Source organism: Kouleothrix sp. (genome assembly GCF_046328425.1).
GTDB lineage: Bacteria > Chloroflexota > Chloroflexia > Chloroflexales > Roseiflexaceae > Kouleothrix.
In genome coordinates this window covers 99,130-125,493 of sequence record NZ_JAXLWP010000010.1, presented here as the reverse complement: position 1 = coordinate 125,493, position 26,364 = coordinate 99,130, and the positions used below count along the sequence as shown (strand labels likewise).

Sequence of the window (26,364 nt, the reverse complement as noted above, 5' to 3'; positions counted from 1 at the left end):
CGGCCAGGCGCTCCAGCGCACTAGCTGGCCGGCGGCGGGGTCGCGCGCCTCAAATCTGCGGCCCGGCGTGCCACCGCAGAGATTGCACCAATATCGCGCCCGTACAGCCGCAAGCCGAAATCCGGTGAGCTGAAGCATGCCTAGCGAGAACGTATGATCGCGAATAGCGCGGCGCCGCTGGCCGCAACGAGCCTGCTCGCGGCGCTGCAGCTGGCCGACTCATTCTTCCCCAGCGGGCTGTACACCCAATCGCACGGCATGGAAGCGTTTGTGAGCGCGGGCGTAGCCGGGCCGGCGCAGGTCGCCCCGCTGCTGGCGAGCTACCTGCGCCACACCGCCGGCCCGGCCGATGGCCTGGCGGCGCGCTGGGCCGTGCGCGCGGCCCACGCCAATGACATCGGGCTGGTAGCCGCGATCGACGCGCGCCTCGACGCCGGCAAGCTCGCGGCCGAGCCGCGCGCGGCCTCGCGGCGCTGCGGCGGGCGCGTGCTGCTGCTTGGCCGCGAGCTTTACCCGAGCCCGCTGCTGGCCGAGTACGCCGCGCTGGTGGCCGCCGGGCGCGCACCCGGCCACCAGGCGCTGGCGCTGGCGCTGCTGGGCGCGGCCGCCGGCCTGGACGAAGACACCGCCGCGCTGATCGAGCTGCACACCTTCGCCGTGAGCCTGCTGGGCGCGGCGCTACGGCTTGGCGCGATCGACCACGCCGACGCCCAGGCGCTGCTGCTAGGCGCCCAGCCGGCAATCGCCGCCGCCGCCGACGCGCACCGCCACAGCCACTGGCACGACATCGGCGGCTTCGCGCCGCAGATCGACGTGCAGCAGTTCCGCCACCGCTACGCCGAGATGCATATGTTCGCCAGCTAGCGCCGCCGGCGCCTGCCCAACAGGAAGCACCATGGAACACAGCCACCCCCACGTACACGCCGACCCGCTGCCGCCGCGCGGGCGACACGGCCGCATCCCGCGCGTCGGCATCGGCGGGCCGGTCGGCTCGGGCAAGACGGCGCTGATCGAGGCGCTGGTGCCACTGCTGATCGGCCGCGGCCGCGCGCCGCTGGTGATCACCAACGACATTGTGACGCGCGAGGACGCCGAGCACGTGCGCCGCACCCTGGCCGGCACGCTCGACCCCGAGCGCGTGGTCGGCGTCGAGACGGGAGCTTGCCCGCACACCGCAGTGCGCGACGACCCGACCATGAACCTGGCGGCGGCGGCCGAGCTCGAGGCGCGCTACCCCGACGCCAGCATTCTGCTGCTCGAGAGCGGCGGCGATAACCTGACGCTCAGCTTTAGCCGCGCGCTGGTCGACTTCTTTGTTTTCGTGATCGATGTGGCCGGCGGCGACAAGATCCCGCGCAAGCGCGGCCCCGGCCTGATCCAGGCCGACCTGCTGGTGATCAACAAGACCGACCTGGCGCCGCACGTCGGCGCGAGCCTAGAAGTGATGGAGCGCGACTCGCGGCTGGTGCGCGGCGCGCGGCCGTTTCTGTTCACCAACTGCCGCAGCGGCGCGGGTGTGGCCGAAGTGCTGGACGCGATCGAGCGCGCGCTGCTTGGCGCGCCAACCGCCTGAGCCGTGCAGACGGCCGACCATACGCCAGAAGCAGCCAGCGCCGCGCCGCGCCAGGCTGGCCGGCTGGAGCTTGAGCTGTGGCGCGACGGCGCGACGACGCGCCCGCGCCTGGCGTTCGCCAGCCCGCCGCTGCAGCTCTCGCGGGTGCGCTACGACGCGCCCGAGGCGCCAGGCGCCGCCAGCTTCACGCTGCTGCACCTCGGCGGCGTGCTGGCCGGCGACCGCGCCGAGATGCGCGTGTCGCTCGGCGCGGGCGCGCGGGCGCGCGTACACATGGCCGCGGCTACGCAGGTATACCGCATGCCCAGCGGCGACGCCGCGCACGCGCTCGCGCTTACGCTTGGCGCGGGCGCCCAGCTCGAATGGCTGGCCCAGCCGCTGATCCTCTTCGGCGGCGCGCGCTTCGCCCAGCGCACCACAACCGCTACCCTGCGCCCGGCGCGCGGCTCGCGCTTTCGACGTGTTGGCGCCTGGCCGGCTGGCGCGCGGCGAGTGCTGCGCGGTTGCGCGCTACGAGTCGCGGCTGGAGGTGTGTGATACGAGCGGGCGCCTGCTGGTGGCCGAGCGCGCGCTGCTCGAGCCCGAGCGCGACCAGCCGCCGCTGCCCGCCGACACGCCGGTGCCGGGAAGCCTGTTTCTGCTCGGCGACATGCCCGACGCCGAGCGGCTGGCGGCGGCGCTGCACCCCGCCGACGACCCGCGCGTCGGCGTGACGGTGCTGCCGAACGCGGCCGGCGTGCTGGTGCGTATGCTCGGCGCATCGCCCAGCGCGGTGCACCAGGCGCTGGCGCGCCTCCACGCGCAGGCCACAGCCATTGCGGGCTCTGATGGTGCTCGGCAAGTTTAGCATCCGGTAGGCCCGCATGATCGCCGGCACACCCGCTTCGGCGCGGCGATGGCCCACTGGCCGTCGCCGCGCGCGCGTTTCCGTGGTACGATCGCGCCGACTGCGATTGTTGTGTGCTGAGAGGGAGCAATGTACGACGCAATTGTGATCGGCGGCGGGGTTGTCGGCGCGTCGCTGGCATACCACCTGGTGCGCGGCGGCGCGCGCACGCTGCTGCTCGACCGAACCGACGCCGGGCGTGCCACCGACGCGGGCGCCGGCATCCTTACGCCCGAGCTAAGCGAGCATACGCCGGACGCGCTGTTCGAGATGGCGCTGGCGGCGAACGACTACTACCCGCAGCTGGTGGCCCAGCTAGCCGCCGAGCAGGACGGCGACACCGGCTTCGCGCGCTGCGGCCAGCTGACGGTAGCGCTCGACGCCGACGAGCTTGCGCCGTTCGCGGCCGCGCACGGGGCCGAGCTGGCGCGCCCGCGCTCTGGCGCATCTGCAGCCTACGCGCCGCACGAGCTGGCGACCGACGAAGCGCGGCGGCGCTTCCCAGCGCTGGCCTCGGTTCAGCAGGCAATGTTCTACCCACGCGGCGCGCGCGTCGACGGCCGGATGCTGGCCGAGGCGCTGCGGCGCGCGGCCGAGGCGCGTGGGCTTGAGGTGCGCGCGCAGAGCGTCGATCGGCTGCTGGTGCGCGAGGGCGCCGCCGAAGGAGTTGAGGCAGGCGGCGAGCGGATTGCCGCCGGGACAGTGGCGGTTGCCGGCGGCGCGTGGACGCCCGAGCTTGCCGCGCCACTGGGGATTACGCTACCGATCGAGCCGCAGCGCGGCCAGATCGCGCACCTGCAGCTGCCTGGCGCCGACACCGGCGAGTGGCCGGTGGTGTGTGGGTTTCGCGGGCACTATATTGTGGCGTGGCCGGGCGGGCGGGTGGTGGCCGGCGCCACCCGCGAGCGCGGCAGCGGCTTCGCGGCGCACACCAGCGTGGCTGGCGTGCAGACGGTGCTGGCCGAAGCGCTACGGCTGGCGCCGGGGCTTGCGGCAGCGCGGCTCGCCGAGGTGCGGGTGGGGCTGCGGCCTGCCAGCGCCGATGGGCTGCCGATCCTCGGGGCGCTGCCGGGCCTGCGCGGCGCATATGTAGCCACCGGGCATGGCCCGCACGGCCTGCAGCTCGGGCCATATAGCGGCAAGCTGCTGGCCGAGATCATGCGCGGCGCGGGCGACGCGGGCGCGATTGCGGCGTTTGGCGCGGGGCGGTTCAGCGCGTGAGCACGGCTGAGCCGCCCCGCAGTAGCTTCCGGCCTACTTGAATACCACCGGCAGATACACACGCCGCACCGTCAGGTTAGTATTCACGCTGAATGCGAGCGTCTGCTGCGGCCCGGCATTGCCCGCGCCATCGACGGCCTGGTAGCGCAGGGTGTAGCCACCATTGGCGAGCCGCCCCAGGTCGAGCAGCGCGCCGGGCGTGTCGTTCCAGCTGGCGCCATCCCAGCTCCAGTGGATGTGATCGACGCCCTTGCCGCCCTGGTCGTCGGCGGGCACGCGCAGCCAGGGCGCGTCGGCGAACGTGCCGCCGAAGCTCACCGCGCCGCCGCCTAGCGCGTCGGGCAGCGTGCGGAATTGCGTGTCGCCGGGCGCCTGGACGTCGTAGCCAGCCGAGGCGTCGCCGGTGCGCTCGAAATACTTGAACGACAGCACGTGCACGCCGGGGGCCAGGTCGATCTGCCCGGTGGCGGCCGCGTCGGCATGCAGGCCGTTATTCACCACCACCGGCTTGCCGTCGACCCACAGCCACGAGCCGTCGTCGCTGCTGGTGCGGAAGGTGTAGGTGCCGCCAGCCGCCGCGTAGAAGCTACGGGTCTGCTCGATCAGAAACTGGTCGGTCAGTCCCAGCGGGCCGCCCTCGCCCCAGTTGATCCAGGCGCCATCCCAAGCGAAGCTGCCGACATACTGGCCGCGCGGGATCGACAGCGGGTTGCGCGTGCGCGCCAGGAAGTTGTCGGGGATGCCGCCGAGCTGGTACACCTGCGCCAGCGGCCGCAGGCTCGAGTCGTAGCTGGCCGCCACCGGCGCAATCTTCTCGCCGCTGACCTGAATGGCAGTCGGCGACACACCCTGCGCCAGGTACTGCACGTTTTCCTGCACAATGCCGGCCTGAAGCGTGTAGGAGCCAGCGTCGCGGAAGCGCACATAGCCGACGATCGTCTGCTCCTGGTTCGGCGCGAGGTCGGCGCTCAGGCCCCAGCGCCAGGGGTAATCGCTGGTGGCGCCGGCGCAGCTATTGTTGGCGCGCTTGTCCCAGCCGGCCCAGCCCAGCACCACGCGCACGCGGTCGTCTTCTTTCGGGAAGCTCGGGTAGCTGCTCTGGCTATTGCCGACGAAGCACTCGTCCTGGTCGTAGACATAGCCGTTGTTGGGATTGTTCAGCCCGCCGCCGGCGGTCGGGTCGACGCGCGGCGCCTGGCCGTGCAGGGTGGTGGTGCCGGTGTTGCGGATCGTCAGCGCCACCTTCAGCAGCTCGCCGCTGGCCAGCGCGGTGCGCTCAAATGCCACCTTGGTGAGCTGCGCGCCCGTCACCGAGCTGTGGGGCTCCCACTTGATCGCGTCGAAAAACAGCACCTTGCCGGCGCTCAGCGGCTCGCCGGTGTTGTCGTACAGCTCGACCGCGCCGTCGCTGCCGGCATTAAACTGGTAGGCGCCGATGTCCACCCAGCTGCTGGCGGTGTTGTGGTCGACCGTGCGGGTGGCGTTGCCCTCGGCCGAGTGGATGCGGTAGAGCGCCTGGCCGCTGGCGTAGGGCGAGGTGCCTAGGCCACAACCCTGCGGAATGTGCACAAACACGCGGTAGCGCCCGGCGCTCGGCAGGGTTGGCCGCCAGGTCGCGCTATTCTCGGGCGCGCCATCGGTGGCGTAGGTCCAGTAGGTATGGCCGTTGTAGCCACAGCCGGCCTCGTGCCAGTCGACCGGGCTGCGCGCGAAGCTTTGCTCGAGGTCGTCGACGATCAGGTCGGCGCTATCGGCGCCGCCGTCGCTGACCATGCGCTTCACCCGGTCGCGGATGCCCGGCAGGTAGGCGATCGTCTGGTCGCCTGGGCATGTGGTGTGGCCAGGCGTCACCTGGCGGTGGCCGGCGATATTCAGCACCGTCGCGCCGGCGTTATACGGCCGGCAGTACGACGAGATATCGCAGCCATAGTAGTACGAGCTGCCGAGCGGATCGATACCTTTCTGCGATGCTTTCCAGGCCAGCAGGCGCACGAGCGCATCCTGCGCGGCCTGGGTCGGCGGCACATTGGCGTAGGTGCCGATCAGCACCACGCCCATCGAGCCATAGTTGGCGGTGTCGTGAAACGCCACCGCGTCGTCGCCGCCGGCACGCCCCTCGTAGATCGTGCCGTTGGGGTCGATCAGGTAGTTGTAGCCAACGTCGCCCCAGCCGCGGCTGTAGGTGTGGAAGGCCCACTCGGCGCGCACACGGTCGCTCCAGCTCTGCTCGCCGCCGGTAAGCGTATTGCTGTCGGCGGTGTGGTGCACCACCATATGGTTCACCGGGTAGTAGTACGGCTTGACGCGGCTGCCCTGGCCGTCGGGCGAACCCCAGGCGGTGCGCGAGACGACGGAGGGCTTGCCAATGGCCGACGGCTCGGCGCTTGGCTCGGGCGGAGCCACGGCATTGGGCGCGGCCGGCGGCCCAGGCTCGGCGGCGGGCGGCGGGGCGCTGGCGTCGACGGTGTTGACCTGGATGGCGCGCAGCGTGGGCAGAGCGCCGCCGGGCGCGGGCGTGTAGTGTGCGCGCACCTGCCACAGCTGGGCGCTGCCGCCTACCGCGATCGTCTGGCTCCAGGCTACATCCGGGCCATCGGCCTCGCTCCACAGGTCGTCGTTCTCCTCCACCGCCACCCAGTCGGTCCAGCTAGCGCCATCGCCCAAGGCGCGCACCTCGAGCTCAATGGCGGCGCCTTCGGGCACGCTGGCCTCGCGGCGCAGCAGCATATGCGTGAACGGGCGCGCGGCGGCCATTGGCGGCGAAAGGTAGTCGGCGGCCGCGGCTGTGCGCGCGTCGGGGCCGGGAAGATCGGGGCCTAGACCCGGCGTCAGCAGCACCTGGTCGGGCACGCCGCGGTTGGGGTCGTCCTGGGCGCGCGAGAACCTGGCAGGCGCCAGGTACAGAGCGCAGAGCGCGATAGCAAACAGTGTGATGAAAAGTAGCCGCTGGCGCATGGGTGGATCTCCTCAGGGAACAGCGCGAATCGGGAAGGAGAGCGATCTTTTAGCTCTTATAGTACCTACCCCAAAAATGACAAAGCTGAGATCCAGCTGATAGATTCATGAAGATGGCGAGCCGCCGCGCGCCCGCCGTGGTACAATAGCCGATACCAAAGAGCTAAACGCAGGCTGGCCGCTGTAACCGAACTGTCATGGTTCGCAGCCGAAATGGTACAATTCGGCCAGTACGTACTGATCGGGAATACCATGCCTGAGCCTTCAGCCGAGCTTACCATTCTGGCGCTCGAAACATCGTGCGACGAGACGGCCGCGGCGATCGTGCGCGGCGGGCGCACGATCGTGGCGAATATCGTGGCCTCGCAGATCGACATTCACCGGCGCTATGGCGGGGTCGTGCCCGAGGTGGCGTCGCGCCAGCACGTGCTGGCGATCCCTGCGGTGGTCGAGGCGGCGCTGGCGCAGCTGCCGGGCGGCTGGGATGCGGTTGGCGCGGTGGCTGCCACGTATGGGCCGGGGCTGGCGGGCGCGCTGCTCACCGGCCTCAACGCGGCCAAGGCGATCGCCTGGGCGCGCGAGCTGCCGTTCGTGGGGGTGAACCATATCGAGGCGCATATCTATGCGAACTGGCTGGCGGGCGGAAAGCACGATGCGGGAGCCGCAGGCGCCACTCCCTCAGCTCCCGCGCCGCAACCTCCAGCCCCCGAGCCGCAGTTCCCGCTGGTAGCGCTGGTGGTGTCGGGCGGGCACACGCTGCTGGCGCTGCTCGAGGGCCACGGGCGCTACCGGCTGCTGGGGCAGACGCGCGACGACGCGGCGGGCGAGGCGTTCGATAAAGCGGCGCGGATCATGGGCCTTGGCGTCCCCGGCGGGCCGGCGATACAGCAGGCCGCCGCGCAGGCGCCCGGCGGCGTAACGCTGCCACGCGCGTGGCTGCGCGACAGCTACGATTTCTCGTTTAGCGGGCTGAAGACGGCGGTGCTGCACCAGATCCAGGGCCATCAGAACCGCGAGGCGCGCGTGGCCACCAAGAACCTTCCGCAGCGCAAAAGCCCCGCCGACGCGCCGGCCCCGCCGACCACAGCCGCGCCGCGCCCGCCGGAGCGGCACATCGCGCAGCTAGCGTATGCCTTTCAAGAGTCGGTGGTGGATGTGCTGGTGACCAAAACCGTCGACGCGGCGCGCGCCCACGGCGCCACCGAGATCTTGCTGGCCGGCGGTGTCGCGGCGAACACCCGGCTGCGCGCCGAGCTGGCGCGCCGCGCGCACATACCGGTGCGCTGCCCGCCGATCGCGCTCTGCACCGACAACGCCGCCATGATTGCGGCGGCGGCATTCTACCGCTTCGAGGAAGGCCGCCAGAACGGCTGGGATCTCGACGTGCGGCCAAACCTGCCGCTTGGCTTCGCGTAGTGCGGCGGCTTGACCTGATGCGCGCTGAGCAGCGGCGACTTGCGGGCTACCCGGAGGTGCGCTTGCGCGGTGCCGACGGCTTGCGTGGCTCGCCGGCGATCTTGTCAAGCCGCGCCTCAATCTCGTCGAGCCGCAAATCGAGCTGGTTCAGCCGGTCGCTAATGCTCGTGACGTCGGTGCGGGTCGGCATGTTGAGCTGCACCAGCACCTGGGTCATGCTCTGCTCGAGCATCTGCTGAACAATCGCCGGCGGCGACTGGCCCATCCAGTTTTCGAGCATGGCGCCGCGCATCGCCGGCAGCATGCCCAGCGGGTCGAGCCAGCCGGCGAAGTTTGGCGCCAGGCCGCGCGCCTCGGCCATGCTGGCAAGGCCCTGGCGCATCACCGCCTCGAGCATCTGGCGTAGCGGCGCGGAGCTTGCCAGGTAGCTATCGAGCAGCGCGCGCATGCTCGCGGCATAGGTTTCCGACTGAACGAACTCGGCCATCATGCTATCGACAAGCTTGCGGAATGGCGCCGAGCCGGCCAGGTAGCTATCGATCAGCGCGCCGGCCGCACGCGTGTACTCTTCGGTATTCATCACCCGCAGCATCGCCGCCGTCCAGGCCTCAATGCTGGCGGCCTGCATGCCAAACAGCATGCCGGCCGGGTCGAAGATACTTGGTTCGTTGTCTTTCGCAGCCATATCGTCCTCGCTCGCGGCCGCCCTGCGTGTATTCTTCGGGCGGCTCGGCGGCATGCTACCACAGATCAGTTACAGGGCCTACGCGGTGCGCGTTTTGCCTTCGGCAGAGCGGTACTTTTTCATGGATGGTGCTGAGATGTTGGCGCTTTGCGCCAACATCTCAGCACAAAAGCAAGCGAAGTACCATGCTGCCGCAGGCAGAACAAGCCGATAGCGCAGGCGACCGCCTAAGTCCTGTCAGTTACAGGGCCTACGCGCGGGCCGGCTCACAGCTCCTTCTCGAGCCAGTAGAACGAGCGATTGATCGCCGCGTCGACGGTGCGGGCATAGAACGAGATCGGCCCGACCCAGCTGATCTCGGCGCGCTCGAAGCCCAGCTCGCGCAGATCGCGCAGGCAGCGCAGCAGCAGCACGCGGCCCAGGCCCTTCCAGCGCTGATCTTCGGCGGTGCCGGTGGGGCCGAAGACATTGCGGAACGACGAGGTATCGTAGCAGGCGAAGGCGCACAGCTTGCCCTCCTTGAGCGCTACGAATGCCGACACCGGGTCGTTCGCGTAGGTGCTTAGCGCCTCCCACTGCCAGATCGACCCCCACTCGGCGTGCACCCACTCGCTCAGCGCGGCCTGGTCGCCGGGGAGCAGGCGGCGAATGCTGAAGCCGTCGGCGGCCAGGCGCGCCTCTGCGGCGCTGGTATCCCAATCGTGCGCGGTCAGGTCCACCTCCATATTCACCGCGTCGCCCTTGCGGTGAAAGCCGTGGCGCAGCAGGAAGCACAGCCCCGGCGTATAGCGCAGATCGACGCCCGGCCAGAAGTAGCTGGGCGCGAAATTGCCGCAGCGCAGCCAGCTAAGGCCGCGGCCGTGCATGCGCTGGCCCAGCGTCGTGAGCATACGCCCCGCCAGGCCGCGCCGCCGGTAGTCAGGGTCGACGGCGAACAGCTGCAGGATGCCGACGGCGCGCTCGTGCGGCAGCAGGGTGTGGCCGTCGTGCAGGCGGCGCGTGCCGCCAAACATCACGCCCACCAGGCGCGCGTCGTCCCACAGGCACAGCTGGTAGCTAGGGTTGCGGTTGGGCTCCTCGATCAGGCGGCGGCGCAGCGGCGTAAGCTCGAACTCGTCCAGTGGCAGCGAGCGCCGGCACAGCTCGAGCACGGCGGGCAGATCGGCTTCTTCGAGGTTGCGTATATCCATACGTTACCTGCAGATAAACGGCTACGCGCCTATTATACTTCGCCTTGGATGGATTGCTGATGGCACGGTTTACGCGGCGGATTGCTCACACCACGCCGCTGGCGCGCAGGCCGGCAATCTCGGCTTCGCCCAGGCCCAGCGCGGCGAGCGTTTCGCCGGTGTGCTGGCCAAGCGCCGGGGCCGGCAGCGCCGCAGTGGCGCCAAACAGCCCGCCGAGCTGGCGCAGGCGCCCTTCGCCCGGCTGGTCAAGCAGAAACGCGCGCCGGGCGTGCAGCTCGAGCGCCTCGGGCAGATCGAGCGCCGGCCCGACGCACACCTCGGCGTCGCCGAACAGCTCCAGCCATTCGTCGCGCGTGCGGGTGGCGAACAGCGCCGCGAGATCGCCGAAGATCGCCTGTTGCGCCGGCCAGGGCGCGTACTGCTGCCCAATATATTCGGCTCGATCGAGCAGGCGGCAGAGGTTGGCCCAGAACTGCGGCTCGACGGCGGCAACCGTGAGCGCGCGGCCGTCGGCGGCGGCGTAGACGCTGTAGCAGGCGTAGCCGCCCGAGATCGGGCCGTGGCCGCTGCGCGGCGCCGCGCCGGTGGCCCACTGCTCGGCGGCCAGCAGCGCCATCCAGTGCAGCACGCCGTCGGTCATGGCGATGTCGATATACTGGCCCTTCGCGCCGCGCTCGCGCGCCAGCAGCGCCGCCAGGATGGCGATCGCCGCAGGCATGGCGCCGCCGCCGATGTCGGCCAGCTGCACCCCCGGCACCAGCGGCGGGCCTTCGCGCGGCGCGAGCTGCGGCAGCGCGCCAGCATAGCCCAGGTAGTTCAGATCGTGGCCGACGCGGCCGCTGAGTGGGCCGCGCTGCCCGAAGCCACTGATCGAGCATACGACCAGCCGCGGGTTGGCGTCGCGCAGCGCGGCGTACTCCAGGCCCAGCCGCGCCAGCACGCCCGGCCGGAAGCTCTCGACCAGCACGTCGGCGCGGCAGGCCAGCGCGAGCAGCAGCTCGCGCCCGCGCTCGCTCTTCAGGTTGAGCGTCAGGCTGCGCTTGCCACGGTTCAGCGCGGTGAACAGCACGCTCTGCGTGTGGCCGAGCGGCGGAAAGGCGCGCAGGTAGTCGCCGCGGCCGGGCTCCTCGATCTTCAGCACGTCGGCGCCAAGGTCGGCCAGCACCAGCGTGCAGAAGCCGCCGGGCAGCAGCCGCGTGAGATCGAGCACGCGCAGGCCGGCCAGCGCCCGGCCCAGGCCAGCGCTCATTTGGCCGCCGAAGTTGGCGCGCTCTTGGGCCGCGCCGCGTCGTCGCGCAGGCCGGCGTTCTCGCGCTCAAGCTCAGCCACGCGCTTCTGCAGCGCCAGGTGGCGCGCAGCCATGTCGGCGCGCTCCTTGCGCTCGCCGCGCTGGCGCAGCGAGCGCTGCACGCCGGCCCACAGGTTCAGCAGCGCCACCAGCAGCGCGCCGAACAGCGCGGCGATCACGATCACCAGCGATACCGATAGATTCTCGACGCTGTACGACAGAAAGCGGATCGTTACAACCTGGGTGTTCTGCACGCCAAACAGCACCAGCAGCACCGCGACAATCAGCAGCGGGATCAGCACCAGGTAGCGCGTCATATCGGCTCCTTCGCAGTAGCTCTGCATCCGCAATAGTACCACGCTGCATTATACTCGAAGCGCCACAGCCCGCGCACCGGCGTACATCAGCGGCGAGCAGCATGCTAGAATAGGCGCGTTTTCCGCCACAACAGGAGCAACCGCCATGACCAAAGCCTCCGCCGATGTCGTGATCTGCGGCGCCGGGATCGCCGGCGTGGCCGCGGCCTACTACCTGGCCGTCGAGCGCGGCATCACCGACGTGCTGCTGGTCGAGCAGGGCGCGCCGCTGTCGCTCACCAGCGACAAATCGACCGAGTGCTACCGCAACTGGTGGCCCGGCCCGGGCGACACCATGGTGCGCTTCATGAGCCGCAGTATCGACCTGCTGGAAGGCATTGCGCGCGCCAGCGACAACGCCATCCGCCTGAACCGGCGCGGCTACGTCTACGCCACCGCCGACCCGGAGCAGGTAGACGTGCTGCGGCGCGCGGGCGAGGAGGCGGCGAGCCTGGGGGCCGGGCCGCTGCGCGTGCACGGCCGCGCGAGCCAGGGCAACGCCGATGCGCGGCACCCGGCGCCCGGCGCGCATGGGCCGTACATCCCGGCGAGCCCCCACGGCTTCGACAGCCCGCTCGACGGCGCGGACCTGCTGCTCGACCGCGAGCTGATCCGCGCGCACTTCCCGTACCTGGCCGAGGACGTCGTGGCGGTGCTGCACGCGCGCCGCTGCGGCTGGTTCAGCGCGCAGCAACTGGGCATGTACCTGCTCGAGCAGGCGCCCGCGCACGGCGTGCGGCTGCTGCGCGGCAGTGTGGTAGGGGTAGACATAGCCGGCGGGCGCGTGCGCGGGGTGCGCGTCGAGCGCGAGGGCGGCGAGGCGCTGGCGATCGCTACGCCGTGCTTTGTGAATGCCGCAGGCCCCCTGGCCGGCCAGGTCGCGCGGCTGCTGGGCGTCGAGCTGCCGATCTTCTCGGAGCGCCATATCAAGATCGCCTTCAACGAGCACCTGGGCGTGGTGCCGCGCGAGGCGCCTATGCTGATCTGGGCCGACCCGGTGCGGCTGCCGTGGGGCGCCGACGAGCGCGAGGCGCTGGCCGACGACCCCGACAGCGCCTGGATGCTGGGCGAGCTGCCGCCCGGCGTGCACTGCCGGCCCGAAGGGCACAGCGGCGGCGCGGTGCTGCTGATCTTGTGGAACTTCCACGCCGAGCCGGTCGAGCCGACCTTTCCCGTGCGCGCCGAGGCGTACTATCCCGAGCTTGCGCTGCGCGGCATGTCGGTGATGCTGCCGGGCCTGGCGCGCTACTTCGACCGCGCGCCCAAGCCGTATATCGACGGCGGCTACTACACCAAGACGCGCGAGAACCGCCCGCTGATCGGGCCGCTGCCGGTGGAGGGCGCGTATGTCGTCGGCGCGCTCTCGGGCTATGGCCTGATGGCCGCGTGCGCCGCCGGCGAGCTGCTGGCGAGCTACATCGCGGGCGGCGCGCTGCCAGGCTACGCCCCGGCGCTCGCGCTCGCGCGCTACGACGACCCGGCCTACCAGCAGCTGCTGGCCAGCTGGGGCGACTCGGGCCAGCTGTAGCGCCGCGCCGCCTTCGCAAATCTTTTACAATTTTAACGCGTAATACCCTTGACAAAACAGAACAAAAGTTCTATACTATAGGCAGTATTTCCCTTCAGCGCGCAGCACTCACTCACCGCGGCGGTCTTCTGTTCGCCGCGATGCATACCCTTCGGCCGTAAACCACGTGTGTGGGAACGAAGTTAAGGAGGCAGCAGCATGGGCCGTGTAGCGCACTTCGAGCTAAGCGCAGAGAACATGGATCGGGCGATCACATTCTACCGCGAGGTGTTCGGCTGGAACATCTTCAAGTGGGACGGGCCGATGGAGTACTGGCTGGTGTCGACCGGCGACCCAAGCACGCCCGGCATCGACGGCGCAATCGTATCGCGCGAGCAGCAGCCCGTGCCGGTGATCAACACCATCAATGTCGACTCGATCGACGACACGATCGCCAAGGTCACGGCGAGCGGCGGCACAGTGATGATGCCAAAAGGCCCGGTGCCCGGCGTCGGCTACCTGGCTTACTGCACCGACAGCGAAGGCAACGCCTTCGGCCTGATGCAGGCCGATACCTCGGCGGCGTAGCTCCTCGGCAACACGGCACGCACGCGCAGCGACAACCGTCGCTGCGCGTTTTCTTTTACACGAGCTTTGCCAAAACGAGCGGTGCGCTACGTTCGGTATGTAGAGAAACAGTGTAACCCGCCAGCGCGCCAAGCGTACATGAAAGCGACGTGCCGCACCGCATTGAAAGCAGCCGCCTAAGAAAGGATCACCTGTATGGGAGGCATTCTCACCATCGTAGGCATTGGCCTCGGCCTGATACTTCTGCTGGTCTTCGCATCCGGCTTCATCCGCTACATCCCGAACAACCGCGTCGGCATCATCGAGAAGCTGGTCAGCGGGCGCGGATCGATCAAGAGCGGCTTTATCGCGCTGCGCGGCGAGGCCGGCTTCCAGCCGAACGTACTGCGCGGCGGCTGGCACGTGCTCACGCCGTTTCAGTTCCGCATCCACAGCGTACCGCTGGTGACGATCCCGCAGGGCAAGATCGGCTACGTCTTCGCGCGCGACGGCCTGCCGCTCGAGCCAACACAGGCGCTCGGCTCGAATGTGCGCGCCGGCGACTTCCAGGATGTTGGCACCTTCCTCGCAAACGGCGGCCAGAAAGGCCCGCAGCGCCAGATCTTGCGCGAAGGCACCTACGCGATCAACCTGGCGCAGTTCGTCGTGCTGACTGAAGACACGATCTACTACCTTGCGCTCGACCGCAACGAAGACGCGGTGTTCAAGCGCATGGTCGAGCTGATCCGCGAGCGCGGCGGCTTCCAGCCGGTGGTGATCAAAGGCGCCGACGACCTGGTGGGCATCGTGACGGTACACGACGGGCCGTCGCTCCCGCAGGGCGAAATCATCGCGCCCACCGTCGGCGACACCGCCAGCGACACCGCGACCTACCACAATAACTTCCAGGACCCCGAGCGCTTTCTGCTGGCCGGCGGCATGCGCGGCCGCCAGCTGCAGGTGCTGGTCGAGGGCACGTACTACATCAACCGCCTGTTCGCCACCGTCGAGATGATCCCCAAAACGATCATCGAGGTCGGCAACGTTGGCGTGGTCGTCTCGTACACCGGCGATGTCGGCATCGATCTCTCGGGCGAGGAGTACAAGCACGGCGAGATGGTATCGCAGGGCAGCCGGGGCGTCTGGAATACGCCGCTGCTGCCGGGCAAGTACGCCTTCAACACCTACGCCGGCAAGGTGATCATGGTGCCGACCACGAATATCATCCTGAAGTGGAACCGCAGCGAGACCGGCGCGCACCGGCTCGACGAGAACCTGGCCGAGATCTCGCTGATCACCAAGGATGCGTTCGAGCCATCGCTGCCGCTCTCGGTGGTGGTGCATATCGACTACCGCCAGGCGCCGCTGGTGATCCAGCGCTTCGGCGACGTGAAGCGCCTGGTCGAGCAGACGCTCGACCCGATGGTGTCGGCGTACTTCAAGAACATCGGCCAGACGCGCACGCTGATCCAGCTGATCCAGGACCGCAGCGTGATCCAGAGCCTCTCGGGCGAGCAGATGCGCGAGAAGTTCGCGCACTACAACCTCGAGCTGGAAGAGGTGCTGATTGGCACGCCGACGTCGTCGCAGGGCGACCAGAAGATCGAGCAGATCCTGACGCAGCTGCGCGCGCGCCAGATCGCCGAGGAGCAGATCGAGACCTACAATCGCCAGGAGAAGGCCGCCGTGAAAGAGCGCGAGCTGCGCGAGGCCGAGTCGCGCGCGCGCCAGCAGCAGGCGCTGACCGAGTCGGAGATCAGCATCACTGTGCAGAGCAACCAGGGCAAGGCCGAGTACCAGCGCTCGCTGCAGCAGGCCGCGCAGATCCGCGCGCTGGCCGAGGCCGAGGCCGAGAAGGCCGCGCGCATTGGCATCGGCGAGGCGATTGCGATCGAAGAGAAGGTGCGCGCCTACGGCGGGCCGCAGTTCCAGGTGACACAGCAGGTGATGAGCCGCTTCGCCGAGGCGATCGAGCACGCCGGGGTCGACGTTGTGCCGCGCATGGTGGTGGGCGGCGGCGCAAACGGCAATGGCGCGGCGGGCGGCGGCAGCCTGATGGAGGGCTTGCTGGCGATGCTGCTCTCCGAGCGCATGGGCGTGCAGATCAACAGCAATGGCAACGCCGCCGCGCCCGAGGTCGAGGCGCTGCGCAGGCAGATCCGCGATGGGCTGCTGGCCAGCCGTGCCCAGGAGGCCGCGCCGGCGGTCGCGTCGCCGGCGACCGTGCCGACCACGCCGCTCGGGCCGAAGAGCTAGCGCCGCCGCCAGGCGGCTACGCCACAGCCACCGTTCGGCCACAGGAGGGTGCAAGGCGGCCTTGCACCCTCCTGCCTGTGCCACGCGCGATCAAGCTATGCGCGCATGGCGATCTTCGCCTACGATCACCCGCGCCGGCTGTGCTTCAGTGGCTCCTTCACCGCGCCTCAGCCGCCGCTTCGCCGCGCTCGGGCTATGCCGCAGCGCGCTTGCGGCCCGGCTGCACGCATTCGGGCATTGCTTCAGCGGTGCGCGGTGCTCCTTCGTGTCGTTCAGGCGTTGCTTCCCTGGTAGCGAGCCATTCCTTCCGCCGTCGCGCATACTGCTTCGGCGGTGCGCGGCGCTGCGGGCCGGTCGTGCGTGCGCGAGCGCTGGTACTCAGTGAGTTTTGTGTTTGAGCGGGCGGGTAAAACCGTAGCCGCCGCGCAGCATGACCACCGGCGCCGGAGCGGCACCGGCGCGCTCGCGCCGCTCGCCCAACCGCGCATTCCCCGCTCTGCCGCGATGGCAGAGCGGGGACTGCACCGTAGAAGCCGCCGGCGTAGGCCTAGGGAATAGCCGGCAGCCGCGTGTCGAACTGGTTGAGGTAGGTCAGCGCGGCCATCTGGTACCAGGCGCCGGTCACCGGCTCGGCGGCGGTGCTGATCAGCGGCTGGCCGTTCGTCCAGTCTACCGCCTCGCCGGGCGTGACGAAGCCGCGCCCGGTACGGCTAGCGTACCACTGCAGCCGCGCCAGCGCCCAGGTATCGTTGCCGCTCCAGTGCTCTTGCATCGCGGCGTACATCACCATCTGCGGCCACACCGGCTCGGCCGCATTGGCCTCGTTTGCGCCGCCAGGGCTGTAGATGCTGGAATGATAGAACTCATCGCCCTGGTAGCGCGCGATGCCCCAGTTGTCGTGCGTGATCGTGCTGAGCACCTTGATGCGGTGGTCGAGCACGCGCGTGTCGCTGGAGGGCAGCACGCCGAACACCCACAGCAGGTCGGAGGAAGAGTCGACCAGCGTGCGCGCGGTTCCGTCGCCGTTCACGGCGCGGTTGAAGTAGCGGTTGGTGTCGTTCCACAGGCCGCGGTAGGGCGACGCCTGGTACGAGCGCGTGGTGGCGTTGCGGATGGTCTGCGCGCTCGCCAGGTAGTTGTTCGCGCGGGTCGTGTCGGCCTTCTCGGTCGCCAGGTATTTGCCGGCGTTCAAGCCCTCGGCGTACGTCACCTGGGTGAAGGTGTTGTACTCAAGCGGCGACTCTTCCCAGATCGACGCGTCGATCGCGCCGAAGCCGTTGCTACCGATGCTATTGCGGATGAAGTCGCCCGCGCGCGTCACCTGTGTCCAGATGCCGTTCAGGAACGCCGTCGCGGCCGGGGCGTTGGTGGCTTTCACGAGGTTGTAGTGCCGGTACACGCCCACCAGGAACAGGCCGATCGCGTCGTGCTCGGGCTCGACGAACGCAATGTACTGGTTGGCCTGCCAGACGCTGTAGTTGGTATGCCAGGTGCCGTCGACGTTCTGCACCGAGGCCATCCAGTTCCAGTACTTCTCGGCCTCGGCGAGGTGCCCGGTGGCGTCCATGCCCATCGCCGTCACGGCCGAGTCGCGCACCCACACCTTGTAGGCGTAGGCCGGGTTGGTGGCGGCGGGCCACGAGCCGAACGCCGGCTGCTGGGCCTGCTTGTTGATCACCAGGCTGCGGTCGAACGCGGTGTTCAGGCCGGTGTCGGCGAGGTTGATCCGGCTGCCGGCGTTGAGCCAGTTGGTGTAGGCCGTGGCCGTCTGCGTGAACCAGTACGCCGCAGTCTGGGCGCGCGCAGTGTCGGCGGCGCTCTCGGCGGCGGCCTGGTTGCTGCCGATCGCGTAGTACAGCGCCAGCGAGGCGCTGCCGTTGGCGGCCAGCGAGATCGACTTCTGGAAGCCCAGGTCGAGGTTCTGGCTCCAGATGTCGCCGTTGTTCTTCAGCGTGCCGGCCGAGTCGAACTGGTACCACGGCGCCGAGTTGACGTCGGCCGGGTTCGAGTTCGCGTCGTTGCCGACCTGGTGCGAGTCCATCGCCTGGAACGCGCCCAGCTCGATGTAGAACTGGCCCGACTGGCTCATGTCGGTGCCGAGCGCGTTGCGGCTTACGTCCCACCAGCCGTGCTGCCAGTTCGGCGATTGGTTGCCGCTGGTCTTGTTGTTGAGGTGTGCCTGCTCGAGGAAGTTGAACGTGCGCGCGCTGTTGGTTAGGTTCTGGAAGGTATACTTGACGACCAGGAAGTTCTGGTTCGGCACCATCGCGTACTGCTTGGTCACCTGCACCGGCACGCCGGCGCCGTTGTAGTTCAGGTAGCGCGTGGTGATCGTGCCGTCGCTCTCCATCCAGGCCTCCGAGTCGAAGGCGTGCGCGTTGTTGTACTTGGTGGCGCTGGTCTCGTCGCGGAAGAAGCCGGTCGCGTCGTTCAGCTGGTTGGTGCCCCAGTCGCCGCTCCAGTGCAGCTCGGCCAGGCGCGGGCCGTAGGTGCCGTTGTCGGCCGGGCTGAGCTTGCTGGCCATGTGAACGCCGACCAGGTTGCTCCAGTTGTTCATCCACAGGCTGGTGGCCGAGCGCGCCGCCGGGGTGGTCTGCTCCAGCACCACCATGTTGTCGAGGTTGATCGCGCCGGAGTTGCCCCCGCCGTACCATAGCACCACCGAGTGCAGCCCGGCCGAGAGCTGGATCGTCGTCTCGACCGTCTCCCACATATCCCAGTTGTACAGCGGCCGGAAGGTCAGCGTCCCGGCGCTCGCGCCGTCGACGAACAGGCCGCGCGTGGCGCTCGACCCGGCGTTGGCGTAGCGGAAGCGCAGCGTGTAGTTGTCGGCGGCCGGCGCGTTGATCACGAACGACACGCCGGTGTTGGCGGCCGAGAAGCCGTCGACGAAGCCGGTGCCGGTGTAGCCGGTGTGGTTGGTGTTGGTGGTGGTGCTGCTGCGGATGCCCGACTCGGCCTCGTACTGGCCGCCGCCCGGCGCCGCCACGCTCAGCTTGACGTAGACCATGTCCCAGTAGGTCAGGCTGGGCACGGTGAACGAGATATACGTGCCGCCGGCGTCGCTGCTGGTGGTGTAGCTGAGCGACGTGCTGGCGCCGTGCTCGATCTCGGGGCTGGCGACGTACACGCCGCTGATCGTCGTGCCCTGGCCGATATAGTACTTCACCGGCAGGTTGTTGACAGTGCCGGGCGTGCTGGCGGCGTTGCGCCACTGGTTGTCGTTGCCCAGCAGGTTGATCAGATGGATCATGTCGTAGCCGCCGCCGTGGCGGATCTGCGTCCAGATCGTGTTGCCCGACGCGTCGCCGCTGGTGGTCTGCCCGGTGATCTTCACGAACTGCGAGCCGTTGTCGGCGTTATGCACGCTCGGGTCGAACAGCAGGTTCTCGTAGGCGGTGATGAAGTCGTAGTGCTCTTTCATCGCGGCAAGCAGGCCCGAGCGCATCTGCTTGTAGTTGTTCGGGAAGTACGGGTGCGCCAGCATTTGGTCGCGGTTGCCCAGCTCGATGTGCGTGGCCCCGGCCGCCGCCATGGCCGCGTCGGCCAGGCGCACAGCCGGCTCGTCGAAGGTGCCGAGCACCAGGTTGTCCAGGTTGATCGCGCCGGAGTTGCCGGCGTCGTACGACAGCTTGACCGTGTGTGCGCCGGCAGTCAGCGTTACGACCTTGTAGGCGTCGTACAGCCAGGCGTCCCACGAGGGGTTGCCGTTGCCGTCGCGGGTGGGGTAGAACGTGAGCGCGCCGTTGTTCGCGCCGTCGACGTACACCGTGCGGGTCGGCAGGTTGGCGGTGCCGTTGCTGTAGCGGAACACCAGCGCGTACTTGCCGTCCTCGGGCACCGTCACCGAAAACTGCACGTAGTCGCCGATCGCGTCGAAGCCGTCGACGAAGCCGGTGCCGGTGTAGCCGGTGTGGTTGGTGTTCGTGGTCACACCGTTGCGGGTGGCGGTCTCGGCCTCGGTGCGCGGGCCGTTGTCCTCGTAGTAGTTCATGTAGGCGGCCAGCACCACCGCCTTGTTGCCGTCGAGCGTCTTGAACGACGCCACCTCGTCCTTCAGGTTCTGGTAGGTGGTCGCGTTGTCCCACTGCTCGCTGTAGTCGAAGTCGCTGTTGCTGAAGTGGGCGACGTTATAGGCGCCCCAGGTGCCGACGCCGCCGTTCACGATGTTGTAGGTCATCTTTTTGCCGGCGGGGAAGGCAGCCTTGACGTTGTTGGCGTAGCCGGCGAAGGTGTTCGGCAGGTCGACCAGCTGGCCGTTGTAGTCTTTCTTGTTGTCGTTCTGGCCGAGCTGGTCGAGGTGCATACCGTCGAAGCCATTGTTCAGCGCGTCGTTGAACTGGCCCGAGATATAGCTCTGCCAGTTGCTGTTGGCCGGGTTGAACATGTACATATGCACGTTCGGGTACGCGTCGCCGAAGTTGAAGTTCCACTGGTTGGCGTGGTTGGCATCGTCGTACAGGCCCCACTGCGGGTCGACGCCCGAGGTAGGCTGGTAGTTATCGAGCGCGCCATAGATGATATCGTAGGCCATCGCCGCCATGTTGAGCGTGTGCGCGGCGCTGATCTGATTTTGCAGCGTCTGCCAGTTGATCGTCTTGCCGCTCCAGTCGGTCCAGCTGGAATCGATCACGCCGCCGGTGCGCTTGATCAGCTTATCGTGGCGCCACATCCAGTCGTAGAACTGGATGGCGTTGATGTGATAGTTGCGCTCCAGCTCTTGCATGTTCGCGGTGCTGGTGCCGGCCGACTCGCCGGTGGGGTACTCGGTCATGTAGCCATAGCGCGGGAAGCGCGTCCAGCTGCTCGAGACATCGATCGCCGAGGCGCCGTAGTCGGCGGTGCCGGCGCGCACCTCGACGTGGTAGCCCTGGAAGTCGCCTGCCGGGGTTGTCCAGGTGAAGGTGACATTGGTGGCGACGTTCGGGTTGAGGGTAACCGCCTGGCTGGCGGTGTAGGTAGTAGCCTCGTTGTGCGTGATCGTGAGCGCGAGGTTGCCGCTCCAGGCCACGCCAGTCTTGTTCAGACACTCGACGGTAATAGTAGCGACGTTTCCGGGGGCATAGCGAGCCTTATCGACGTACACCCGGCTGATCAGATTGCCGGTGATCGCGGCCTCGGCCGTAGGAGTGCGGAAGACAATGCCGGCAGGGGAGGGGACAACAGCCGGCGCCACAAGGGCCAGAATGATCGCAATGATCAGCCCAAGACGACCCCGTCGTATCACGGAATACCTCCTCGATGAGTACGCATTGTTTTGCGCTGCTACGGGCAGCAGCGCAGTGTTGCAGCAGCGGTGCTGGCTGAAACGGTGAACTATGCCGTAGAAAGCGGCCCGCCTCCTTTCGCATACGCCAACGCGCCGCCGCACGGCGCGCGCGAGCACGGTGCGTGGCCGTTGCCGGGTAAGGAAACACCTTCCAGACAGGCGATTGACGTTGCGGTTACTTCGGTGAACGAAAAAACTATAGTAGATTACACGGGGTTTGTCAAGACTCAAAAGCAAGTTTGCACAGCAGCGCCGGAAGCTTGCTTCAGTCAGGCGGCAAAGCATCCTGGTTCAACCGGCCAATCGACGGCGTGCGGCGGCGACAAGCCGTGCGCAGGCGCGCTATCCGGGCCGAACACCGCCGCCGCGCACAAACTGCCTCTTGACAGCCCCCGGCGCGCGTGCTATTCTTGCTTCACCGAACAAAGAAACTTCTATCACTGAGCAAAGTATGATGCCGCTGCGCTTACGCTCGGGCAACCGCCAGCTCATCCGCGAGATCAACCAGTCGTTGGTGCTGAGCCTGGTGCGCGATCACGGGCCGATCTCGCGCACCGACATCGCCGAAGCCGCGCACCTGAGCCTAGCCACCGTCTCGGGCATTACCAACGCGCTGATCGACCACGGGCTGCTGTACGAGCACGAAGCCGGCGTATCGACGGGCGGGCGGCGGCCGATCTTGCTGGCGCTGAACCCGCAGGCCGGGCTGGTGATCGGCGTCAAGCTCACCGAAACACAGATCGTCGCGGCGCTGACCGACCTGAACGCCGAGGTGATCGAGCAGCGCGACACCGGGCTCGGCAGCGATCACCGGCCCGAGGCGGTAGTGCAGGCGCTGGCCGACTTGGTCGAGCAGCTGCGCGCGGCGCATCCCGAGCGGCGGATCTTTGGCGTGGGGCTAGGCATGGCCGGCGTGATCGATCGCCGCCAGGGGATCTTGCGCTTCTCGCCGTTTCTGCAGTGGCGCAACGTGCCGCTGCGGCATATGCTCGAGCAGCAGCTGAACCTGCCGGTGGTGATCGAGAACGACGTCAACACGCTGACCATGGCCGAGCACTGGTTTGGCGCGGGCGTCGGCGTGAGCGACTTCCTGGTGGTGACGCTGGGCCGCGGCATCGGCATGGGCATGGTGCTGAACGGCCACCTGTACCGCGGCGGATGCGGCGGCGGCGGCGAGTTCGGCCACCTGACGATGGTGCCCGACGGCCCGCGCTGCGACTGCGGCAAGCGCGGCTGCCTCGAGGCGCTGGTGGCCGAGCCGGCGATATTGCGGCGCCTGCACAATGCCTTTGATCGCGAGTTTACGATGGACGCGGCCGTGGCGCTGGCCCGCCACGGCGACACGACGGCGCAGGGCATCTTCGCGGCGGCCGGGCGCACGCTCGGCATGGCCATCGCCGATCTGGTGAATATTTTCAACCCGCCGCTGCTGGTGATCGGCGGCGAGGGCGCGCGCATGCTCGACCTGCTGCAAGAGTCGCTGCAGGAAACACTCCAGGCACACTGCTTCAACGGCTTCTTCGACGACATGCGCCTGGTGGTCGAGCCGTGGGGCGACGACGCGTGGGCGCGCGGCGCGGCCAGCCTGATGCTCGAAGAGCTGTTCAGGCCGGATCTGTACCGCGACGAGAAGACGCGCGCGTCGCTGATCTTACCAACCAACGCCTGATCTGCGCCTGTATCGTCGTCGGGCGGCGGCCCAACCGCCCGGCGCTGGCTTTGTGTTGCCTTTTCGCAGCTAAAGTAGCCATATAAGGAGCAACGCGCCTCGATTGGCGGCCTGGCTAGCCAATACCCCGATCTCGCAACGAGATCTATAGTTCGGTGTTAGAATCAGAAAGGATGTGACGATGTTCCGTCGACTACTTCCAGCACTGGGGCTGCTCGCGGCAATGATTCTGACCGCATGTGGCGGCGCAGCCACCCCGGCCGCGCCCGCGCCCACCGCCGCGCCGGCTCCCGCCGAGCCGACCGCAGCGCCCGCGCCCGCGCCCACCGCCGCCCCGGCTCCCGCCGAGCCGACCGCAGCACCTGCGCCTGCGCCCACCGCTGCCCCGGCCGCCGACGCCCTGAAGGGCAATATCACCTACTGGACCGCCTACAACACCGTATCGCCCGAGTTCAAGACCCTGACAGAGCAGATTATCCCGGCGTTCCAGAAGCTGCACCCGAACGTCACGATCGATGCGCAGGCCATCCCCTACGACGAGCTGCGCAAGAAGCTGCTGGCCGCGATCGCCGGCGGCGAGACGCCCGACCTGCTGCGCGCCGACATCATCTGGGTGCCTGAGTTCGCCGAGCAGGGCGCGCTGGCCAAGCTCGACGAGGCCATTCCCGACTTCGCGACCTACAAGGACGGCTTCTACGCCGGGCCGCTCGCCACCAACTTCTACAAAGACCACTACTACGGCCTGCCGCTCGACACCAACACCCGCGTGATCTTCTTCAACCCGGCGATCCTCAAGGAGGCCGGCATCGACGCGGCGCCCAAGACGGTGGCCGACTTCGCGGCCGACTGCGCGAAGATCAAGGCGCTGAAGAAGCCCGACACCTTCTGCTACGCCGAAGGCGGCACCGGCGCGTGGAACGTACTGCCGTGGATCTGGAGCCAGGGCGGCAACATCACCGACCCGACCTTCAGCAAAGCCACCGGCTTCCTGAACAGCAAAGGCACCGTCGCCGCCGTCACAATGCTGCGCGACATGCTGAAAGACGGCACGCTCTCGCCCTCGATCCTGGGCGGCGGCCTGCAGACCAGCGAAGCGATCGGCAAGAACCAGGTAGGCATGATCATCGACGGCCCGTGGATGCCGCCGATCTTCAAAGAGCAGTTCCCCGACCTGAAGTACGACCTGGCGCCTATACCGGCCGGCGACGGCGGCAGCTCGTCGGTGGTGGGCGGCGAAGATATTGTGCTGTTCGACAAGAGCCAGAACAAAGACGCCGCGCTGGCGTTCCTCAAGTTCGTGCTGGAGGAGCCGCAGCAGATCGCCATGGGCAAGACCGGCCAGATGCCGGTGCTGAAGAGCCTGACCGGCAACAGCGAGCTGCCAGCGTACTTCGCGGTGTTCCAGAAGCAGCTCGAGACCGCCAACCCGCGCACGCCCAGCCCGGCGTGGCCGAAGATCGACGAGACGATCGGCAACGCGGTGCAGCAGGTGCTGCGCGGCGAGAAAGAGCCGCAGGCTGCGCTCGACGAGGCCGCCGCGACGGTCGACGGCCTGCTGGCTGGTAAGAAATAGGCAAGAGCCACGCAGCCTCCGGGCGGTGCGCGCTGCCGGCCTGGAGCCGGCGGCGCGCACCGCCCGGAGGCTCGCCGACCCAAGGAAACCCCATGGAAGTTGCGCAGCCGAAAACCAGTGTGCCGAGCGCGCCGCAGGGGCGCGCGCGCCGACGCTACCGCAACGCCACCACGGCCTACCTGTTCATCCTGCCGGGCATGGCGCTGTTTGTCGCGTGGACACTGTACCCGCTGCTGTATTCGTTTGTGATGAGCTTCGCGGAGTGGAACCTGATCAAACCCAGCCGGTTTGTCGGGCTCGAGAACTACCGCCGCGCGCTCAGCGACCCGGTGTTCTGGCTGGCGCTGCGCAACACGCTCTCGTACACGCTGATCACCGTGCCGGGCCAGATGATCCTGGGCCTGGGGCTGGCGCTGCTGCTCGACCAGCCGCTGCGCGGGCGCGCGTTCTTCCGCACGATGTACTACATCCCGGTGGTTACGTCGTGGGTGGTGGTGTCGCTGATCTTCACCTACCTGTACAACGGCCAGGCCGGGCTGATCAACTGGCTGCTGCGCGACGCGCTGCACCTGATCGACGCAAACATCAACTGGCTGGGCGAGCCGCTCACCGCGAACATCGCGATTGCCACGCTCGGCATCTGGAAGGGCATCGGCTGGACGATGGTGATCTTTCTGGCCGGCCTGCAGTCGATCCCGCAAGAGGTCTACGAAGCCGCAGCGATCGACGGCGCCAGCAGCTGGCAGCGGCTGCGCTCGATCACGCTGCCGCTCATCCGCCAGACCACGCTGTTCATCCTGGTGCTGCTGACGATCGGCGGATTCCAGGTGTTTATCTCGGTGTATGTGATGACCGGCGGCAAGCCACTGCACCGCACCGACGTGCTGCTGACGTATATGTACAGCAACGCGTTCGAGTTTCTCGACCTGGGGTATGGCTCGGCGCTCTCGTACCTGTTCGCGTTGATGGTGTTCGCGCTGAGCATGGCCCAGATCCGCCTGCTGCGCCGGCCGGTCGATTACTAGCCCGCGCCGGGGCGGCCGCGCAGCGCAGAAGCGCCTGCAGCACAGCACCAAGAGAGGCACGCGCATGCTGACACGCACATCGACGATCGGGAATATCTGGCGCTACGCGCTGCTATCGCTCGGCGCGCTGGTGATGCTGATGCCGTTTCTGTACATGATCAGCACCTCGTTCAAGGCGCATGCGTTCGTGCTCGAGCTGCCGCCGCGGCTGATCCCCAGCGCGCCGACGATCGAGAACTACCAGCGCGCGCTGACGACCAACCACTTCGGGCTGTACTTCCTCAACAGCGCGGTGGTGTCGATCAGCGCAACCACGATCACCGTGGTGCTCTCGGCGATGCTGGCGTACGCGTTCGCGCGCTGGGAGTTTCCCGGCCGCAACGTGCTGTTCTACGCCATGCTCGGCACCATGATGGTGCCGGCGCTCACGCTGATCATCCCGCAGTTCGTGCTGGCGAAGCAGCTGCACCTGCTGAACAGCCGCTGGGGCCTGGTGGTGGTGTACTCGGCCGGCACGGCCTTTAATATGTTCCTGCTGCGCGGCTTTTTCGAAGAGATCCCGCAAGAGCTGCTCGACTCGGCGCTGATCGACGGCGCCGGGCCGTTCACCACCTTCTGGCGCGTCGCGCTGCCGCTGGCGCGGCCGGCGCTGGCCGCCACGGCGATCTTCTCGTTTCTTGGCGCGTGGGACGAGTTCACCTGGGCGCTCACCGCGATCAACGACGAAAAGCTGTACACGCTGCCGATCGCGCTGCGCCTGTTCCAGCAGCAGCACGGCACCGAGTGGGGGCTGGTGTTTGCCGCCTCGGCGGTGGCGGTGCTGCCGACGATCCTGGTGTTCGTGATCTTCCAGCGGCAGTTCATCAAGGGCGTGATGTCGGGCGCGGTGAAGGGCTAGCCGCAATACGTTTCACGTTGCCACAAAGGC

19 protein-coding genes are annotated in these 26,364 nt (G+C 68.1%); 13 read left to right on the top strand and 6 right to left on the bottom strand.

Going from position 1 to position 26,364, the window contains the following annotated elements:
• Positions 1 to 153: 153 nt before the first annotated feature.
• From U0177_RS11085 to U0177_RS11065, 5 genes are all read left to right on the top strand, one after another.
• Entirely contained in the window at positions 154 to 864 is a 711-nt protein-coding gene (locus tag U0177_RS11085) for an urease accessory protein UreF (protein WP_409570690.1), read from the top strand.
• 31 nt (positions 865 to 895) lie between these two features.
• A complete protein-coding gene (gene ureG, locus U0177_RS11080; protein ID WP_409570689.1) occupies positions 896 to 1,573 on the top strand; it encodes an urease accessory protein UreG in 678 nt (225 codons plus the stop codon).
• Positions 1,574 to 1,576: 3 nt separating this feature from the next.
• The gene (locus U0177_RS11075) at positions 1,577 to 2,110 is read left to right on the top strand and encodes an urease accessory protein UreD (protein ID WP_409570688.1); all 534 of its coding nucleotides are present in this window, start codon (positions 1,577 to 1,579) and stop codon (positions 2,108 to 2,110) included.
• Positions 2,034 to 2,420, top strand: a complete 387-nt coding sequence (locus tag U0177_RS11070; RefSeq protein ID WP_409570687.1) for an urease accessory protein UreD — start codon at positions 2,034 to 2,036, stop codon at positions 2,418 to 2,420. The genes U0177_RS11075 and U0177_RS11070 overlap by 77 nt, the downstream gene beginning before the upstream one ends.
• Before the next feature lie 129 nt (positions 2,421 to 2,549).
• The gene (locus U0177_RS11065; RefSeq protein ID WP_409570686.1) at positions 2,550 to 3,680 is read left to right on the top strand and encodes an NAD(P)/FAD-dependent oxidoreductase; all 1,131 of its coding nucleotides are present in this window, start codon (positions 2,550 to 2,552) and stop codon (positions 3,678 to 3,680) included.
• A 33-nt stretch (positions 3,681 to 3,713) separates the two neighbouring features.
• Here U0177_RS11065 and U0177_RS11060 read toward each other — a convergent pair whose 3' ends face one another.
• Positions 3,714 to 6,635: an N-acetylmuramoyl-L-alanine amidase gene (locus U0177_RS11060; protein WP_409570685.1), complete on the bottom strand. Its 2,922-nt coding sequence runs from the start codon at positions 6,633 to 6,635 to the stop codon at positions 3,714 to 3,716.
• Between the two features lie 252 nt (positions 6,636 to 6,887).
• Between U0177_RS11060 and U0177_RS11055 the strand changes: the two genes are divergently transcribed.
• A complete protein-coding gene (locus U0177_RS11055) occupies positions 6,888 to 8,051 on the top strand; it encodes a tRNA (adenosine(37)-N6)-threonylcarbamoyltransferase complex transferase subunit TsaD (RefSeq protein WP_409570684.1) in 1,164 nt (387 codons plus the stop codon).
• A gap of 46 nt (positions 8,052 to 8,097) precedes the next feature.
• Here the strand turns inward: U0177_RS11055 and U0177_RS11050 are convergent, their stop codons facing one another.
• From U0177_RS11050 to U0177_RS11035, 4 genes are all read right to left on the bottom strand, one after another.
• Positions 8,098 to 8,736: a hypothetical protein gene (locus U0177_RS11050; protein ID WP_409570683.1), complete on the bottom strand. Its 639-nt coding sequence runs from the start codon at positions 8,734 to 8,736 to the stop codon at positions 8,098 to 8,100.
• 266 nt (positions 8,737 to 9,002) lie between these two features.
• Positions 9,003 to 9,926 carry an N-acetyltransferase family protein gene (locus U0177_RS11045; protein WP_409570682.1) on the bottom strand — a complete coding sequence of 308 codons (924 nt, stop codon included), beginning with the start codon at positions 9,924 to 9,926 and terminating at the stop codon, positions 9,003 to 9,005.
• Positions 9,927 to 10,011: 85 nt separating this feature from the next.
• On the bottom strand, positions 10,012 to 11,175 hold the full coding sequence (locus U0177_RS11040; RefSeq protein WP_409570681.1) for a CaiB/BaiF CoA transferase family protein: 1,164 nt from the start codon (positions 11,173 to 11,175) through the stop codon (positions 10,012 to 10,014).
• Entirely contained in the window at positions 11,172 to 11,531 is a 360-nt protein-coding gene (locus tag U0177_RS11035; protein ID WP_409570680.1) for a lipopolysaccharide assembly protein LapA domain-containing protein, read from the bottom strand. The genes U0177_RS11040 and U0177_RS11035 overlap by 4 nt, the downstream gene beginning before the upstream one ends.
• 145 nt (positions 11,532 to 11,676) lie before the next feature.
• Here U0177_RS11035 and U0177_RS11030 point away from each other — a divergent pair, with 145 nt between their 5' ends.
• The 3 genes from U0177_RS11030 (at position 11,677) to U0177_RS11020 (ending at position 15,900) form a co-directional block, all read left to right on the top strand.
• Complete coding sequence (locus U0177_RS11030) at positions 11,677 to 13,098, top strand: NAD(P)/FAD-dependent oxidoreductase (protein ID WP_409570679.1); 1,422 nt, start codon at positions 11,677 to 11,679, stop codon at positions 13,096 to 13,098.
• A 198-nt stretch (positions 13,099 to 13,296) separates the two neighbouring features.
• Complete coding sequence (locus tag U0177_RS11025; RefSeq protein ID WP_409570678.1) at positions 13,297 to 13,665, top strand: VOC family protein; 369 nt, start codon at positions 13,297 to 13,299, stop codon at positions 13,663 to 13,665.
• A gap of 195 nt (positions 13,666 to 13,860) precedes the next feature.
• Positions 13,861 to 15,900, top strand: coding sequence for an SPFH domain-containing protein (locus U0177_RS11020; protein WP_409570677.1), 2,040 nt, complete (start codon positions 13,861 to 13,863; stop codon positions 15,898 to 15,900).
• Between the two features lie 547 nt (positions 15,901 to 16,447).
• On the opposite strand, the gene U0177_RS11015 is transcribed toward U0177_RS11020, so the two are convergent.
• Entirely contained in the window at positions 16,448 to 21,127 is a 4,680-nt protein-coding gene (locus tag U0177_RS11015; protein ID WP_409570676.1) for a glycoside hydrolase family 66 protein, read from the bottom strand.
• 493 nt (positions 21,128 to 21,620) lie between these two features.
• On the opposite strand from U0177_RS11015, the gene U0177_RS11010 reads away from it, so the two are divergent.
• The 4 genes from U0177_RS11010 to U0177_RS10995 all read left to right on the top strand — a co-directional run bounded on the left by U0177_RS11010 (position 21,621) and on the right by U0177_RS10995 (position 26,334).
• Positions 21,621 to 22,838, top strand: coding sequence for an ROK family protein (locus U0177_RS11010; RefSeq protein WP_409570675.1), 1,218 nt, complete (start codon positions 21,621 to 21,623; stop codon positions 22,836 to 22,838).
• 181 nt (positions 22,839 to 23,019) lie between these two features.
• Complete coding sequence (locus U0177_RS11005; RefSeq protein WP_409570674.1) at positions 23,020 to 24,411, top strand: extracellular solute-binding protein; 1,392 nt, start codon at positions 23,020 to 23,022, stop codon at positions 24,409 to 24,411.
• A gap of 92 nt (positions 24,412 to 24,503) precedes the next feature.
• The gene (locus U0177_RS11000; protein WP_409570673.1) at positions 24,504 to 25,436 is read left to right on the top strand and encodes a carbohydrate ABC transporter permease; all 933 of its coding nucleotides are present in this window, start codon (positions 24,504 to 24,506) and stop codon (positions 25,434 to 25,436) included.
• A gap of 64 nt (positions 25,437 to 25,500) precedes the next feature.
• Complete coding sequence (locus tag U0177_RS10995; protein ID WP_409570672.1) at positions 25,501 to 26,334, top strand: carbohydrate ABC transporter permease; 834 nt, start codon at positions 25,501 to 25,503, stop codon at positions 26,332 to 26,334.
• Positions 26,335 to 26,364: the final 30 nt, after the last annotated feature.

Coding starts and splice junctions, on each gene's coding strand:
- U0177_RS11020 (WP_409570677.1), top strand. CDS start 13,861: ATGGGAGGCATTCTCACCATCGTAGGCATTGGCCTCGGCCTGATACTT.
- ureG (WP_409570689.1), top strand. CDS start 896: ATGGAACACAGCCACCCCCACGTACACGCCGACCCGCTGCCGCCGCGC.
- U0177_RS11030 (WP_409570679.1), top strand. CDS start 11,677: ATGACCAAAGCCTCCGCCGATGTCGTGATCTGCGGCGCCGGGATCGCC.
- U0177_RS11060 (WP_409570685.1), bottom strand. CDS start 6,635: ATGCGCCAGCGGCTACTTTTCATCACACTGTTTGCTATCGCGCTCTGC.
- U0177_RS11005 (WP_409570674.1), top strand. CDS start 23,020: ATGTTCCGTCGACTACTTCCAGCACTGGGGCTGCTCGCGGCAATGATT.
- U0177_RS11035 (WP_409570680.1), bottom strand. CDS start 11,531: ATGACGCGCTACCTGGTGCTGATCCCGCTGCTGATTGTCGCGGTGCTG.
- U0177_RS11040 (WP_409570681.1), bottom strand. CDS start 11,175: ATGAGCGCTGGCCTGGGCCGGGCGCTGGCCGGCCTGCGCGTGCTCGAT.
- U0177_RS11025 (WP_409570678.1), top strand. CDS start 13,297: ATGGGCCGTGTAGCGCACTTCGAGCTAAGCGCAGAGAACATGGATCGG.
- U0177_RS11010 (WP_409570675.1), top strand. CDS start 21,621: ATGATGCCGCTGCGCTTACGCTCGGGCAACCGCCAGCTCATCCGCGAG.
- U0177_RS11085 (WP_409570690.1), top strand. CDS start 154: ATGATCGCGAATAGCGCGGCGCCGCTGGCCGCAACGAGCCTGCTCGCG.
- U0177_RS11045 (WP_409570682.1), bottom strand. CDS start 9,926: ATGGATATACGCAACCTCGAAGAAGCCGATCTGCCCGCCGTGCTCGAG.
- U0177_RS11055 (WP_409570684.1), top strand. CDS start 6,888: ATGCCTGAGCCTTCAGCCGAGCTTACCATTCTGGCGCTCGAAACATCG.
- U0177_RS11050 (WP_409570683.1), bottom strand. CDS start 8,736: ATGGCTGCGAAAGACAACGAACCAAGTATCTTCGACCCGGCCGGCATG.
- U0177_RS11000 (WP_409570673.1), top strand. CDS start 24,504: ATGGAAGTTGCGCAGCCGAAAACCAGTGTGCCGAGCGCGCCGCAGGGG.
- U0177_RS11065 (WP_409570686.1), top strand. CDS start 2,550: ATGTACGACGCAATTGTGATCGGCGGCGGGGTTGTCGGCGCGTCGCTG.
- U0177_RS10995 (WP_409570672.1), top strand. CDS start 25,501: ATGCTGACACGCACATCGACGATCGGGAATATCTGGCGCTACGCGCTG.